The following is a 14,561-nucleotide window of genomic DNA, read 5'->3' as shown; positions in this document are numbered from 1 at the left end:
TTTTTTAAAAATAAATAGCTTTAATATTTTTGATATTAAATAGCTGTAGAATATAAGTAATTAAATTAATGAAAGGTAAAAAAATTAAATAGATTTTCTAAATGTAAGAAGTCGTTTTGTACTTATTTTACGTTATTTGTATTTCTATTTTTTTAACTAATATTCACTTTTTCTTGTTTAAAATTTACTTTTTCTTGTTTCTTAATTAACATTTGTTTGGCAATTATCGACTTCATTTGCCCGGTATAAACAAATTAATAAAAAATGAAAAAAATTAAATTTTTGATGCTATTTCTTTTAATGGTGTTTTCTGTGGACTCTTGGGCACAAACAGAAGTGACAGGAGTAGTATTAGATGATGCAAATTCTCCAATACCAGGTGTTAATGTTTTGGTAAAGGGAAATAAACAAGGAATAGTAACCGATTTTGATGGTCGGTTTAATATTAAGGCATCCGTTAGCGATGTTTTAGTGTTTTCTTATATAGGATTTGAAACACAATCAGTAATCCTTAAAAACTATAATAAATTAAATATAAAGTTGCAATCAAGCGCTCTGCAATTAGATGATTTGGTAGTAGTTGGATATGGTTCTAAACGAAAGAGTGATGTTACAGGTGCAGTTACTTCTGTAAAAAGTGATCAGTTTAATCGTGGTATCGTTACCTCTCCAGAACAATTGATTCAAGGTAAGGTTTCGGGGGTTAACATCACATCAGCAAGCGGAGAACCAGGAAGTAATCAAACCATAAGCATACGTGGTCAAGGTGGTGTTCGTTCGGGAAGCACGCCTTTATTTGTTGTCGATGGCTTTGCTCTTGATAATTCAGGTACAGGAGGAGCTACCAATCCGCTTAGTTTTATAAATTCTGATGATATAGAATCAATTGATGTATTGAAAGATGCTTCTGCAACTGCTATTTATGGAGCAAGAGGTGCTAATGGTGTTATTTTGATTACTACCAAAAGAGGAAAAAAAGGGGCGTCTAAAGTAACGTATTCTACTAGTTTGGGGACTTCAAGTATAGCTAAAGAAATCCCGGTTTATAGTGCTGACGCTTTTCGATCAAGAGTTGTTGAAATTGGCGGAGAGCTCACGGATTTAGGGGGCTCTACTAATTGGCAAAAAGAAATTACGAGAGCCGCTTTTACACAAAATCATAACGTATCCTTAAGTGGTGGCGCTGATAATATGACTTATTTTGCCTCTATAGGAAGTCAGGATCAGCAAGGAATTATAAAAAATAGTGAATTAAAAAGACTTTCTGGTAGAATTAATATTACTCAAAAATTACTTAACGATAGACTCAAGATTGATTTGAATCTGAATGCTACTAACACCATTAGCGAGCGGCCGGCCATTGAAAGTCTTATAGGTACTGCATTAAGTCTCAATCCGACTTATCCTGCTTATGATGAAAATGGAGCTCCTTCTATATTTCCGGATGTTTTTAATCCTCTGATACGTCTGAAATTGTATGAAGATTTGACTCAAACGAATCGTATTATAGCTAATATTTCTCCTTCGTTTGAAATCATCAAAGGATTGGATTATAAACTCAATTTTGGTGTTGACAACTCCAGTTCTGATCGCGATATTCAAAATAGACCAAGTACTTTGCCTCAAGAGGATGGTCGTCTTGATTCTTTTTATAGCAATAATAAAAATACTTTGATTGAGAATTACATCACCTATAATTTTGATTTAGGGGAGAATAATTTTTCGCTTTTGGCGGGGCATTCCTTTCAAAAAACATTTGTACAATACCGCCATTGGAGTATTGACCGATTTAAAGATAATGGTATCGATCCAAAATACAATCCAGGTTTGGGTCAAGAATTGGATTTAATAGATAATATGCCTTCGGGATCAGCGGTTAAAAATGAATTACAATCGTTTTTTGGGAGATTGAATTATAGTTTTCAAAACCGGTATTTATTAACTGCGACTTTTCGTAGAGATGGTTCTTCAAAATTTGGAAGTAACAATAAATACGGAAATTTCCCTTCTTTTTCTGCAGGATGGAAAATTTCTGAAGAAGAGTTCATGCAAGCAAGTCCGTTCAGCAATCTAAAGGTAAGAGCTGGTTGGGGTCGAACAGGAAATCAAGAAATCCCATCTAAAATCACACAAGCTTCCTCGACAACCTCAGTGAGTGGCAGCACCAGTTATCCGCTTTATCCGACAGGCACTTATCCTGGGGGAACTACTTTTGCTCGATTTGCGAATCCAGATATTCAGTGGGAAGTATCTACACAAACTAACGTAGGTTTGGATTTTGGATTCTTTAAAGGCGCTTTATCTGGAACAATAGATTATTTTAATAAAGTTTCAGATAATATTTTACTTGAAGTGGTGCCCTCAGATCCCATACAGCCCGCTTCGACGTATTGGACTAATGTAAAAGACATGACTATTACCAATCGCGGTTTGGAATTCGCACTAGCGTATCAGTATAAAAGTGAGAAAGGAATTTCATTTGGATTTGGTGGTAACGTATCTTTTATTGATAATAAAATCGAAAACTCGCCATTTACGGTGCTCACTACAGGAAGTGCTTCAGGCTCGGGACTTTCCTCGGCTACGATTAACGGTTATGTAAACGGTCAACCGATTGGTACTTTTTTTATGAAAGAATTTATTGGAATCAATGATCAAGGAATGAGCCAGTTTAGAGATGCCAATAATGATGGTTTGGATACCGATGCAGATCGTGTTGTAGCCGGAAGTGCATTGCCAGATAAATTATTTAGTTTTTATGGTAATCTAGCGTACAAAGCATTTGATTTAAACTTTAATTTTAATGGTGTTGCTGGAAATAAAATCTATGACAACACAGCCAATTCCAATTTCTATAAAGCCCGCTTAGCCAAGTCATTAAACACAACTGCTCCAGCAGGAGAATTTTCTTCGGAGTCGATTACAAACCCGGCTTCTATTTCAACACGATACTTGAAAAATGGCGCTTTTCTTCGCTTAAACAATGTATCTTTTGGCTATACTTTAAAACCAGAGTCGATTGGCGTTGGAGATTGGATTAGTTCCATGCGATTTTCTGTAACCGGACAAAATTTATTTGTCATTACGGATTATGACGGTTATGATCCAGAGGTCAACTCAGATCGATCTGTAGCTGGAGTTACTTCTTACGGTATCGATTATTTGAGTTATCCTAAAGCAAGAACATTCCTATTCGGATTTAATGTTTCCTTTTAATTAAATACAATTCACATGAAAAATAAAATAATACTATTACTGACCGTTTTTACCACTTTATTGCAATTTGGTTGTACAACACTTGAGGAAGAAGTTTTAGACGAGTCCCTAACTGGCGGTGCTACATCAGGTGCGGTTGCCGATGGAAGTATTGCACCTGCTTATGCTGTTTTACCGGGATTATTTTTACACACCAGTTATTTTACACTTCAGGAAATATCAACGGATGAAGCTATTTTGCCTTATCGAGGAGGAACTGATTGGGGTGATAATGGGATTTTTATTGATATGCATCGTCATACTTACAGCAGCTCCCACATTCGAATAAAAGATACTTGGGGATCCATTACTCAAGGTATTTCGAGATCCGTGACAGCAATCAATGCACTAAGTCCGCTGGCAGCAAGCAATCCTGCGGCTAAACTTTATTTGGCTGAGGCCAAAGGGCTACGAGCGTATTACTCTATGTTGAGTTTAGATCTTTTTGGATTAATTTTTGTAAAAGAAAACCCTGCGGAAATTTCTACTGTTTTACGTGGTTCTGAAGCGGTAGATTATATTAAAAACGAATTTTTGTCTATTGAAAATGAGGTTTCTAAAACTTCAGGACCCGGTCGTATTACGCAAGGTGCTGTATGGGGACTTCTATCTCGTTTGCACTTAAATGCTGCAGTGTATCGGAATCCATATGCAAGTACTTTTGATTTCAAATCAGAGGACATGGATAAGGTTATTTTGTATACTTCTAAAATTATTGAGTCCGGACAGTACAATCTTTCCTCTGAATATTTTGAAATATTTGATGATGAAAACCATACCAACAAAGAGTTAATCTTTGCTGTTGATCAACGAGCAGAATTGAACGGTCATAATCGTTTGGCTTATTTCTCCTTATCCGGCGACCGGTTTCCGCTTCCCGCATTTGTAAAAGCAAATGGAACTGACGGTCCAGCCATTACATCTGATTTTTATCAGACTTGGGTCGTTGCTTATGGCTCTAAGGATCCCGCAACAATGGATCCTAGATTTTCTAAAAAGAATCTTATAATACCTGCGGATTCGTGCGTTACGGCAGCTAATTTTGAAATTGATCGCGGGATCATCAGAGGCCAGCAATATGGATTACTTACCACTGCTAATGGGCAACCCTTTGCTCGTTGTGCTGACGGAATTGGATATAAAATTGGTAAACTGAGAAATATAACTCGAGCGGATAAAACAAAACTAGTCAACCATACAGAGAAAATAGATTTTACAGCAGAAGGAAGTGGGTATAGTAGTGGGTATAGAGTATTGAAATATGAGTTCAGTAAAAAATCGGATAACGGGAGAAATAGAGGAGATGCCGATATTGTTATTCTTCGCTTGGCCGATGTGTACATGATGCGTGCCGAAGCTAAACTTCGTAAATCAAATGATGCAGGTGGAGCACTAGCCGATGTAAACTTGGTAAGAGCTTCAAGAACAGCCCGAATTGTTCCGCCAGCCCTAACTTCAATGAAACTCGATCTTTTGTACAGAGAACGTGGATTTGAATTTTACTGGGAAATGCTCAGACGTACGGATATGATTCGTTTTGGAAAATATGAAGGAACCTGGACCGAAAAAACGGATGGTAATGTTCAGAAACGTCTTTTTCCAATTCCACAATCTGCTATTGATGGAGCTTCAGACAAGCCTGGATATTTAGTTCAAAACGCAGGATATTAATTGGATCAAAAAAGTGGTTTTAGCATGGTTTTAAAGGAGAAAATTAAACTAAGCTACTGAATCACGTCATAAAATATAATTTTATTAAAGACCTTTCGGTGAACTGTAATAGCAGCCGAAAGGTCTACATAATTAAATACGGTTCTCGATACATTTTTTGTTCCGTTTTACTCGACAAAAAACACTCGAACTGATGTTTTAAATAATTAAACCCAACGAGTTAACACTACTCTTTTTTTACAATTTATACTATGACCCAATCTATTAAAATTTCAGTTCTGGCCTTGCTGTTTTCTTTGCAGTTCATTCAGGCACAAGACATTCAAAAATATAAAATACATTCTCATAATGATTATGAACAAAATATTCCGTTTTGGAGCGCTTATGCTAATGGTTTGAATTCTATTGAAGCGGATGTTTTTTTGAAGGATAACAACTTGTATGTAAGCCATACCGAGACCGATATCAAAAAAGAACGTACCCTTGAAAAGCTGTATTTAGATCCTTTGCAACAAGTAATGACACTAAAAATGGGAAATCAGCAACCCATACAATTACTGATTGATATTAAAACCGAGTCTGTTGCAACGTTAAAAAAACTGATCGCTGTTTTAGAAAATTACCCTAATGTAATAAACAATAAAAATTTCTCCATTGTGATATCTGGAAACCGACCAGAAGCAAAAACATATACACAATACCCTAATTACATTCAATTTGATTATCAAAGTTTTGCTGGTATTCCAGAAAAAGAACAATGGGAAAAGGTGGCGATAATCAGCAAAAGTTTCAGTGAATTTTCATCTTGGAACGGAAAAGGACGTCTTACTGCCGAAGATTACAAAAAGGTATCCGAAGCAATCAATAAGGCGCATAGTTATGGAAAACCATTCCGTTTTTGGGGTTGTCCAGATTCTAAAACCGCATGGAAAACGTTCAAGGATCTCGGAGTCGATTTTATAAATACCGACATGCCTTACGAGAGTTCACGCTATTTGAATTCCTTAGACAGCAGAGTTTTTTACAATACGATTGATTCGCCGGTTTACACACCTACTTATTTGTCTGACAAGAAAAACAGTCCTATACAAAATATAATTCTGCTTATAGGCGACGGGAATGGACTTGCTCAGATTTCTAGTGCTGTTTTGGCTAATGGTGGCCAATTGACACTGACGCAATTAAAATCGATAGGGTTTATAAAAACGCAATCTTCTGATGATTTTACCACCGATTCAGCTGCAGCAGGCACCGCATTAGCTATTGGTAAAAAAACCTTCAATCGGGCAATTGGAGTGGATTCCTTAGGGATTCCTACTGAAAACATTATGGAAGTCCTTAGCAAAAAGGGTTTTAGTACGGGTTTAATCACCACGGATCATATTACAGGAGCGACCCCTGCGTCTTTTTATTCGCACCAAAAAGAGCGCGATATGACAGCAGCCATCGCAAATGATCTTATAAATAGTAAGATTTCACTTTTTATGGGTGGCGGAAGCCGAAATTTCGCTGCTGGTTTTTCTAAAACTGATTTTTCAATTTTAAATTCCATTGCAGATGTTGCCAATAGTAATAAGAATCAAGTTGGTCTTTTTTTCTCTGAAAATACGGTTCCCAGTGTTTTAAAAGGACGTGGAAATTTATTGGCAGAAGCCACAAAAAACGGATTGGAATTTTTGAATGCCAAGAATAAACCGTTCTTTCTTATGGTTGAAGGCGCTCAGATTGATTCCTACGGTCATGCGAATAATGTACCCGGAATTGTTTCGGAAGGAATTGATTTTGACAAAGCGATAACCGAGGCTATAAAATTTGCGGATCAAACCGGCAACACTTTGGTTATTGTCACCGCAGATCATGAGACATCGGGGTTTACACTACCGCAAGGAAATTTAAAAGACAAAATGATTGAAGGCGATTTTACAACTGATGATCATACTGGAATTATGGTGCCGATATTTAGCTATGGACCGCAATCGGATATTTTTTCTGGTGTATATGAAAATAATGAAGTTTTTCATAAAATCAAACAAGTATTGGAGCTTAAATAATTTGTTTGTATTCTCATAAAAATTAAATCTAAAGAGAAAAGAGATATCAATAAAAGGTATCTCTTTTTTTATTTTTGAATAACACCCGATTTCAAATCAACAAAAAAATGATCTGAAGGAGCTCCGTTTAAGAACTTATTCAGAATGGTCAGAAAAAGAATTGTATTTTTTGCTGTTTGATTTTCAGGATTTAATTTTCTTCCCTTTTGATGGTCAAGATACGAAGCGATAATAAATTGATATTGTTTTATTCTTTCTTTACCAATTTCGGCTATAGCCAATTCATCAGCACTTCGAATGCGATAAAAGTCGGTGATCAGCTCTAAACCAGACCATTTAAAATCACTTTGATTGAACTGATTCTCTTTTAATTGTTGCTTTAGTTTGTTTTCTGCTTTTTTCCAAGCTTCCTTAAAATTGCTCTTGCGGTTTATAATGGTATTATAATCTGCTGTAGATTCTATATTGGCGAGTAGGAGCAATTCTTCAGCGGAAACTTCTAAAATAAAATTTTTAAATTCTTCCGGCCAATCGTCTGGTAAAAAGCGTAATCTGACCAATTCTTTCAGATGGAAATCGGTAAAATCGAGATAGTTTTTTGTTTCTAAAATGTCCTTATTCCAGAGGTCTGCGGTATTTTGGCTTTTCAAAAATTCATATTCTATTTTATAAAGATCAAAAAGTTCATTGAATCGGGGCACTTCAGTGATTGGTATCGTTTCAATTTCCATGATTTCATTTTCTTTGACAGTGAGCAGTTTGTAGGCAGGAATGTAGGCTGCCAAAGAAGGAGTTTGAATGTTTACCAGCGTATTTCCTTTTTTAGTTTTTCGAACACCTGTGTCGTTGATGTGCATGTGTCCGCCAAAATGGATTCTCAATCCAGCATCAGCAAAGGTTTCTGCGACTTCTTCCTCCGGAACACGGTCTAATTGCCATTTTCCTTTGCCCATTAATTTTTCAATTTCAGTGGACGCATCATCATTAAATTCTACCATTGGAAAGTGGCTGAATGCGATTAGGGTTTTCCCTCTCTTTTTAGCCTCTACGTTTATTTTTTCAATCCATTTTATCAGGTGTTTTTTATGAGAAAGCACCTTATTGTAGCCTAAATCTGCATCAGAATACTCTTTGGAGTCCTTTGAGTTTTCAGAAGCCTCTTTTTTTGGAATATAAATATTACCATCAATAGCCAGTAACCAAAGTCCCGGAACGGGTTCTACGACATAGCTCACATCAGGCACGGAATATCCCGGCGTTACGGAATAGGTTCTATTAGTCAAAGAAGAGGCTTCTGTTGCTTTTTTATAAGTATAATTGTCTAATGAATAATTGCAGAAAGGAGTGGTCCAGAATAAATCGCTTTCTTTTGGGGAAAAACCAAAATCTTTCAGTTCAGTTGTAATACCGAGATATCCCATTTTGGCAATATCTTGGGTTATTACTACCGTATTTTCATCATTGCTATTGGGTTTATATAATCCTTTTTTACTAAAAATAGGCTGGCGTTTTCCTTGATTGCCCAAAAAATCATTTTTTCCAGATTCCTGAGCAAAAGGTCCGGCAGGATCATGATTGCCTGTGGTGATAAAGAATTGGATCCCATATTTTTTAGTATAATCAGTAAGGATCTGCCTTAAACCCCGAATGTGAAGTGGTTGTCCGTCATCACTATAATCACCCGGAAGCGCCACGATTTTTATTCCTCTTTGTACAATATCATCTAGGGCTGCGGAAAACGCAAAATAGTTTTCATTAAAAATCCGAGTCGAATGTAACTGCGATTCCATCGTTCTTAATAAAGTATGCTTTCCGTTCTTAGGATTGGTGATTCCTTTATAATCGCTGTCTTGTAAGGTTCCATATATATCCTGAAAATGAACATCTGCCAGAAAAGCAATTTTTAATTCCTCGGGTGGAGCCTGCCCTTTTGAAACAGTAGAGTAAAGACAAAGCAGAAAGGATAAATATATTATTATACGACTCATAGATGAAGTTTATATATTGAGGTTTTAGTTGTATCGAACGGTACAAGGGTAACCAAAAAAGGATACAAATCCTTTAAGAGAATGTTATTTTTCGGATTAGGTTTTAGATTTTGTTGGTTTTTTAGCAATTGCAGAGGATATTAGGCCGTTTGGGTTCTCGATTAATGTGTTGCTAAGCGTTTATTAAACAGTTGTCCAGTTTTTGTTGTAATGACTCGAAGTCTATATCCTCACCACTAAGTTGAACTCTTTAAAAGAACCCATTCATATCATAAAAAAGAGATAGATATTGATGAATTTTTTTCTTAATTTTTTTCTTTTTAAAATCCCCATCTGTATGTTCAGGATCTTAATATAATCCGTTGGATGCAATGATTAAAATATCAGTTTGCGTGTTTTTAAGTAGTAAAACGGAACAAACTTCTCGATACGCTTCTCACTCGAAGTGACGTGTCTCAAGAACCGTTTTAATTAAATTTTTCTTGTTCTCGATACGATTTTTTTCCCGAGACTTGGGGCGAAAATCACTCGAACTGACGAAAAATTATCATCAAAAACTAATTACACCTAACGAGTTTAATATACTTAAAAACAATGCTACACAATTGTATCTGTGAAAAATACCAGAAAATTAATCTTTTTAATGGGGATGTAAATTTTTGATTTATTTTTTAGGTTTAGATCCCATATAAAAAGTCAATTTGCCTCCAGCAGTAATATCATTGTGGTTTATAAACAAAGTTGGTAAGGGCTTGCCATTTAGTACTATTTTTTGAACATAAACATTTTTGTCTTTTTGATTTAACACCTCTATGATAAACATTTTACCATTTTCTAATGTCAATACCGCATTGTTTACCAAAGGGGATCCAATAGCATATTCAGTTGAACCTGGAGCAACCGGATAAAACCCTAATGAAGAGAAGATATACCAAGCACTCATTTGTCCGCAATCATCATTTCCTCCCAAACCATCAGGTGTTGGTTTGTATTGCATTTTCATTATTTTTCTAACCTGATATTGTGTTTTCCAAGGTTCATTTGTCCAATTGTAAAAATAGGCTACGTGGTGAGCAGGCTCATTTCCGTGAACATAACCACCAATTATTCCTTCTCTCGTAATGTCTTCTGTTTCAGCGAAAAATGAATCAGGTAAATGCATGGAAAATAAAGTATCTAAACGATCTGAAAATGCGGATTTACCACCCATTTTGGCAATCAATTCAGTTGGATTATGTGGAACAAAAAAACTGTAATTCCAACTATTTCCTTCAATGAATCCTTGGCCGTGCGTTGTCATAGCATCAAAATTACTTTTGAAAGTACCGTTTGCTAATTTGGGTTGCATAAATCCTGTTGTTGGATTAAAATTGTTTTTCCAATTTGAAGATCTTTTTATAAACTCTTCATAAATCTCCTGTCGATCTAATTTTTTTGCTAATTGAGCTATACACCAATCATCATAGGCATATTCTAATGTGTTTGAAACTGAAGTGCCACTTTTTTCATCAGGTATAAAACCTAAATCCATATAGGTGCCAATGCCTAGCCTATAATTTTTCTATCAAAGAGGTCTAAAACATTTGTTAAAAACAAAAAACCTTCTTTTATTCGAATATATTTGATATCCGATACCTACGCTTTTGAAGGTTCTGTAACCGAAAACTCTCTGTTTAAAACATTGGGGACAATTAAATACTTATGCTTATAATTTGTTGTAACTGTGAATTTCTTGCTTAATTTACTTTTTAAACCCAGTTGATTCATATATTTAGCAACCGTGACTCTTGATGTTTTATTACCTAAAGAAGCCAACTCTGCCGTCATTCTTGGGCTTCCATATCTTTGTTTTAAATCAAAATAAATGAAGTTATTTTTTCTTTAACAAGCTCAGCTCTTTGTTTTCTGTCCGAAACTGACTGGCTTTTCCAATGGTAATAACTTCTTTGACCTACCTGCAATACTTTGCACATCTTTTCAATCGGAAATATCTTTTCATTGTTTTTGATGAAAGTATAAATCATCGACCGTTTTTGGAAAAGATACCTATCGCTTCTTTTAATATATCCCGTTCTAATTTTGCATCTTTGAGTTTTCTCTCAAGCTCGGAAATCCGTTCCTGTTCGGTCGTTTGCTTTAAATTGCCTTTACCTGGAAAACTTCCTTGTCCGAATTCTTCATACTCTTTTCGCCATTTATACAATTGTGGAGCAGAAATACCTAATTCTTTGGATAGTTCTGAGATATTGACTCTCTTATAACTCTATTGAACTGCTTTCTCTTTGAAAACGCGGTCATAAATTTTTCGATTCTTTTTCATAATTTAAAATTAAGGTTTTTATTCTTAACTTTTTATGCGGGTAAAATTAGTAAGTCCAGTGGGAAATTGGGAACCAGTTTGTGGGAGCAATTGATCGAGTTACAGGTGAAATTACTGTTGATTTGGCTTCATTTATCCCAGCGAATATGATTGCGGCTCCAAGTGGAACTACTCATTTTAAAATTATTTCAGCTGGGGCTGAAATTAATTTTGAAGCAGAAACTTTCGTTGTTGCCAGTTCAGAAACTGCCATTCTTCCATGGGATATGACTCCAATGGTCGCCATCAACCATTTGAATCCGGTAACTCCAAACAGCGTAAGTCCATTGTTTTTGGCTCTTGGAGTTGAGTATTATCAAGAGGTAAATGGTAGAATGTATCCTTTAAAAAATGGTTCATACAATCCATTATCATTGGTTCAAGTAAGCGGATTGTAGGATGGTTTTAGTACTATTTAGAACTTATTTCCCCGATGGAACAAACGGAAAACTCGAATGTGAGGGCAAATTCATCTGTTTTACAATTGAATTACCTTGGGCAACTAACGAGAAAAGGGTTTCTTGTATTCCGGAAGGGAAATATTTATTAAGAAAGCGTTACAGTCGGAAATTTCAATGGCATATTGTGGTGGTTGATATAATTTACAGGCTAAAAGCAAGAAAAGAAGGTTATACTAAATTGTAAGCAAGTTTTAATTTGATTGTGGGCTAAATGTGGGCTAATAGTTAAAATAAAAAACCCTAACGCCTTTATTTATAAGAAATAGGGTGATTTTCTAGCGGAGAAAGAGGGATTTGTCTCTCTCTCCTTATGTCAGTGTTTACGATGTCTCGCAAACTATTTTAAAACAAGGGTCTCGATTTTACTCCTACGATTTATAGGTAAAAAATCATGTAATCTTATCGCTGTAAAGATAGTGATAATTAAAGGTTTATCAAAGTAAAAAAGGTCTTTCATTGTTTAAAGTTTGAACTAGTTGAGTACTATTATTGAACTGGAAACGGTTCAAAATTTAGTCGCCTAAAACATAAATTCGATCCAATTATTAAAGGTTCAACTTGTTTAAGTTTTAGGCTCATAAATTAGCAAAATTCTTCAATAGACACAAACTCATCTTCTAGTTTGTTTGACTTAATTATCATTTTTTGCAGTAGTATTATGCTTTGACGATAACTCTTTCCTGTTATGCGTTGTATGTCTTTCGGGTAGATACACAATCTCTTGTTATTTGTTCACATACTCTATCTATGGCTTTGATTAGGCTATTAATTATCTTTTTGATTTGATCACAAAGTAGGACTAAAAATCATCATCAAAACTGTCCAATTTGAACCGGAATAGGGTGTTCAGTTTGCCCCGGAATATCCAGTGGGAGACGAAATATGTTTTTAGTTATTATCGTTTTTATGTTTTTTTCATAATTTATTGCTATCGGATGCGTTTGTAACAAGCACAATATAAATTTAAAGATTTTTTTTATAATTCTAAATTCGAGAAAAAAGCAATCAAATCATTAAAGCAATTTTAACAAATCTCACCGGTTATTTCTCAAAAACTACTGTATCAGTTTTCGCTCCTAATTGTGTGAGTGCTTCTGAAATGGCCGTTACAAATTGTGGTGGACCACAAACATAGAAATGCTGTTTAAAGTTGTCTATTTTTTCTTTTAGAAAAGTATAGTCAATCCTACCATTTTCGTACCCCTCTTTTTTTTCATCAGTGAGCGTGTTGATGAAATTCTTGCCGAGCATTTCATTAAATTCTTTTTTTAGAATTATATCTTTTTCGGTTTTATTGGTAAAAATTAGTTTGTTGTTTGCAATTTTGTCATCCGCCTGTAACTGCCGCAGAATTGCAATGAATGGTGTAACACCTGCACCACCAGCAATGAATACTCCTTGGCCTTTATATTCAATTGCTCCCCAAACATCACGGATGATAAGTTCGTCACCGAGCTTTAATTTTCCTAATTCTTTTGTAACTCCGTTGTGGTTATCATAAATTTTGATTGTAAATTCAAGGTGCCTATTATCATTTAAACTTGTAAAAGTAAAAGGTCGCTTTTCATGTTTAAGAGTAGGAGTATTTACGGACACTTCGGTTGCCTGTCCAGGTATGAATTTGAAACCTTCTGGCTTTTGGATTGTAAATCGCTTTACATCATGCGTTACTGGTTCCACTGAAATTATTTTTACAATATGATTTTCCATGGCGTTTGTTTATTAGGGGTTAATAGTATAAGTATACTCAAGAATTAGGTCTTCCTTTCAATCGAATATCTATTCTTTTTTTCTTAATGGTTAACCGCTTCATTATATCCATCAAGGTTGCTTCTTTTGTCTTCTTATAAATTTTGTTGATTGCTAATACAAGTCGTTTTGCTTCTCTTGAAGCTGTCACTCTATCACTATTAGACATATGACTCATTTTGGCTTTTTCAAATACTTCTGCTTGTTGTAAAATTTCCATAATTATTATTTTATTTTTTGTAATAGTCATTGAGTGAATGCTCATATGAATCATTTATCGGTTGCGACGAATCATATTCGGGACTGTTTTTTACTTCTTCTTTTGAGTGATTAATAGTAACTATCTGCTCCTGCCATTTTACATCTTTAATCCAACGTGGAGAAATAATCACTTTTTTCCCCGAAAACCAGTTGCCGGTTTCCACAATAAGAAAATGGATTTTCCAGCTTACATTGTCAATTATAAAATCTTCTACTTTGCCTATGTTTCCGTCCGTTGTATGAATATCATATCCTGTAACTTCCTGTGTGCTGCGTAGATGCGGGTTTTTATTAGCTTGCTTTTCCGTTTTTCTTTGTATCATTTCCTTTTCTGTTTCTCTTACTTCAACTAACGGATATCCCCACATGCCTAGGCCCATGTGTCCATACATTCCGTTTCCGTAATAGCCGGGCCAAGAGTAGTATCCACGAATCAACTCTTCCTGTTGTTCTGAAACAGGTTTGTCTGTTTCAATATCGGGACTGTTTTTTATTTTTTCCTGCGTAAGATTTACAGATAGTTTTTTTGATTCGCAATCCAGTTTTTGAAATGCTTCAGGCGAAATCAAAACTTTTTTTTCGGAAAACCATCCTCCCGTTTTTATCACCACATACCGTATGGTTGAGGTCTGATCATCAAAAAAGAACTCTTCTACTTTTCCAATTTCACCATCAGTTCCTTTAATGGTGTAGCCTAATAAACTGTTTATACTTTGTTTCATTTTATATTGCTTTAATTGTTTCATCGTTGTGATTCATTCAGTTA

At 35.2% G+C, this 14,561-nt stretch carries 11 protein-coding genes and 1 pseudogene; 5 read left to right on the top strand and 7 right to left on the bottom strand.

Going from position 1 to position 14,561, the window contains the following annotated elements; genetic code table 11:
- Positions 1–264 precede the first annotated feature (264 nt).
- The 3 genes from EKM00_RS11095 (at position 265) to EKM00_RS11085 (ending at position 6,977) form a co-directional block, all read left to right on the top strand.
- The gene (locus EKM00_RS11095) at positions 265–3,216 is read left to right on the top strand and encodes a SusC/RagA family TonB-linked outer membrane protein (protein ID WP_126516210.1); all 2,952 of its coding nucleotides are present in this window, start codon (positions 265–267) and stop codon (positions 3,214–3,216) included.
- Positions 3,217–3,231: 15 nt separating this feature from the next.
- A complete protein-coding gene (locus EKM00_RS11090) occupies positions 3,232–4,926 on the top strand; it encodes a RagB/SusD family nutrient uptake outer membrane protein (RefSeq protein ID WP_126455409.1) in 1,695 nt (564 codons plus the stop codon).
- 251 nt (positions 4,927–5,177) lie between these two features.
- Positions 5,178–6,977: an alkaline phosphatase gene (locus tag EKM00_RS11085; RefSeq protein ID WP_126455407.1), complete on the top strand. Its 1,800-nt coding sequence runs from the start codon at positions 5,178–5,180 to the stop codon at positions 6,975–6,977.
- 68 nt (positions 6,978–7,045) lie between these two features.
- Here the strand turns inward: EKM00_RS11085 and EKM00_RS11080 are convergent, their stop codons facing one another.
- The 4 genes and pseudogenes from EKM00_RS11080 to EKM00_RS15190 all read right to left on the bottom strand — a co-directional run bounded on the left by EKM00_RS11080 (position 7,046) and on the right by EKM00_RS15190 (position 11,210).
- Complete coding sequence (locus EKM00_RS11080; RefSeq protein WP_126516209.1) at positions 7,046–8,965, bottom strand: metallophosphoesterase family protein; 1,920 nt, start codon at positions 8,963–8,965, stop codon at positions 7,046–7,048.
- Between the two features lie 664 nt (positions 8,966–9,629).
- Positions 9,630–10,520, bottom strand: a pseudogene (locus tag EKM00_RS11075) (GH92 family glycosyl hydrolase); the annotation flags it as partial.
- Positions 10,521–10,600: 80 nt separating this feature from the next.
- Positions 10,601–10,831 carry an IS3 family transposase gene (locus EKM00_RS15195; RefSeq protein WP_370453935.1) on the bottom strand — a complete coding sequence of 77 codons (231 nt, stop codon included), beginning with the start codon at positions 10,829–10,831 and terminating at the stop codon, positions 10,601–10,603.
- A 154-nt stretch (positions 10,832–10,985) separates the two neighbouring features.
- Complete coding sequence (locus EKM00_RS15190) at positions 10,986–11,210, bottom strand: transposase (protein WP_126516254.1); 225 nt, start codon at positions 11,208–11,210, stop codon at positions 10,986–10,988.
- A gap of 155 nt (positions 11,211–11,365) precedes the next feature.
- On the opposite strand from EKM00_RS15190, the gene EKM00_RS11060 reads away from it, so the two are divergent.
- Together EKM00_RS11060 and EKM00_RS11055 are read left to right on the top strand one after the other, a co-directional pair.
- On the top strand, positions 11,366–11,722 hold the full coding sequence (locus tag EKM00_RS11060; RefSeq protein ID WP_233592285.1) for a hypothetical protein: 357 nt from the start codon (positions 11,366–11,368) through the stop codon (positions 11,720–11,722).
- A gap of 1 nt (position 11,723) precedes the next feature.
- Positions 11,724–11,969, top strand: coding sequence for a DUF5675 family protein (locus EKM00_RS11055; RefSeq protein WP_233592284.1), 246 nt, complete (start codon positions 11,724–11,726; stop codon positions 11,967–11,969).
- A gap of 857 nt (positions 11,970–12,826) precedes the next feature.
- Here the strand turns inward: EKM00_RS11055 and EKM00_RS11050 are convergent.
- From EKM00_RS11050 to EKM00_RS11040, 3 genes are read right to left on the bottom strand one after another with little or no spacing between them, the layout of a single operon-like run.
- Positions 12,827–13,495 carry an FAD-binding oxidoreductase gene (locus tag EKM00_RS11050; RefSeq protein ID WP_126516206.1) on the bottom strand — a complete coding sequence of 223 codons (669 nt, stop codon included), beginning with the start codon at positions 13,493–13,495 and terminating at the stop codon, positions 12,827–12,829.
- Between the two features lie 37 nt (positions 13,496–13,532).
- Positions 13,533–13,754: a hypothetical protein gene (locus EKM00_RS11045; RefSeq protein ID WP_126455375.1), complete on the bottom strand. Its 222-nt coding sequence runs from the start codon at positions 13,752–13,754 to the stop codon at positions 13,533–13,535.
- A 10-nt stretch (positions 13,755–13,764) separates the two neighbouring features.
- Positions 13,765–14,517 carry a PRC-barrel domain-containing protein gene (locus tag EKM00_RS11040; protein WP_158614897.1) on the bottom strand — a complete coding sequence of 251 codons (753 nt, stop codon included), beginning with the start codon at positions 14,515–14,517 and terminating at the stop codon, positions 13,765–13,767.
- Positions 14,518–14,561: the final 44 nt, after the last annotated feature.

This window comes from Flavobacterium sp. RSP15 (genome assembly GCF_003968755.1).
Classification (GTDB): domain Bacteria; phylum Bacteroidota; class Bacteroidia; order Flavobacteriales; family Flavobacteriaceae; genus Flavobacterium.
Note: the sequence above shows the minus strand (reverse complement) of the source record. Positions and strands in the feature narration are given on the sequence as shown.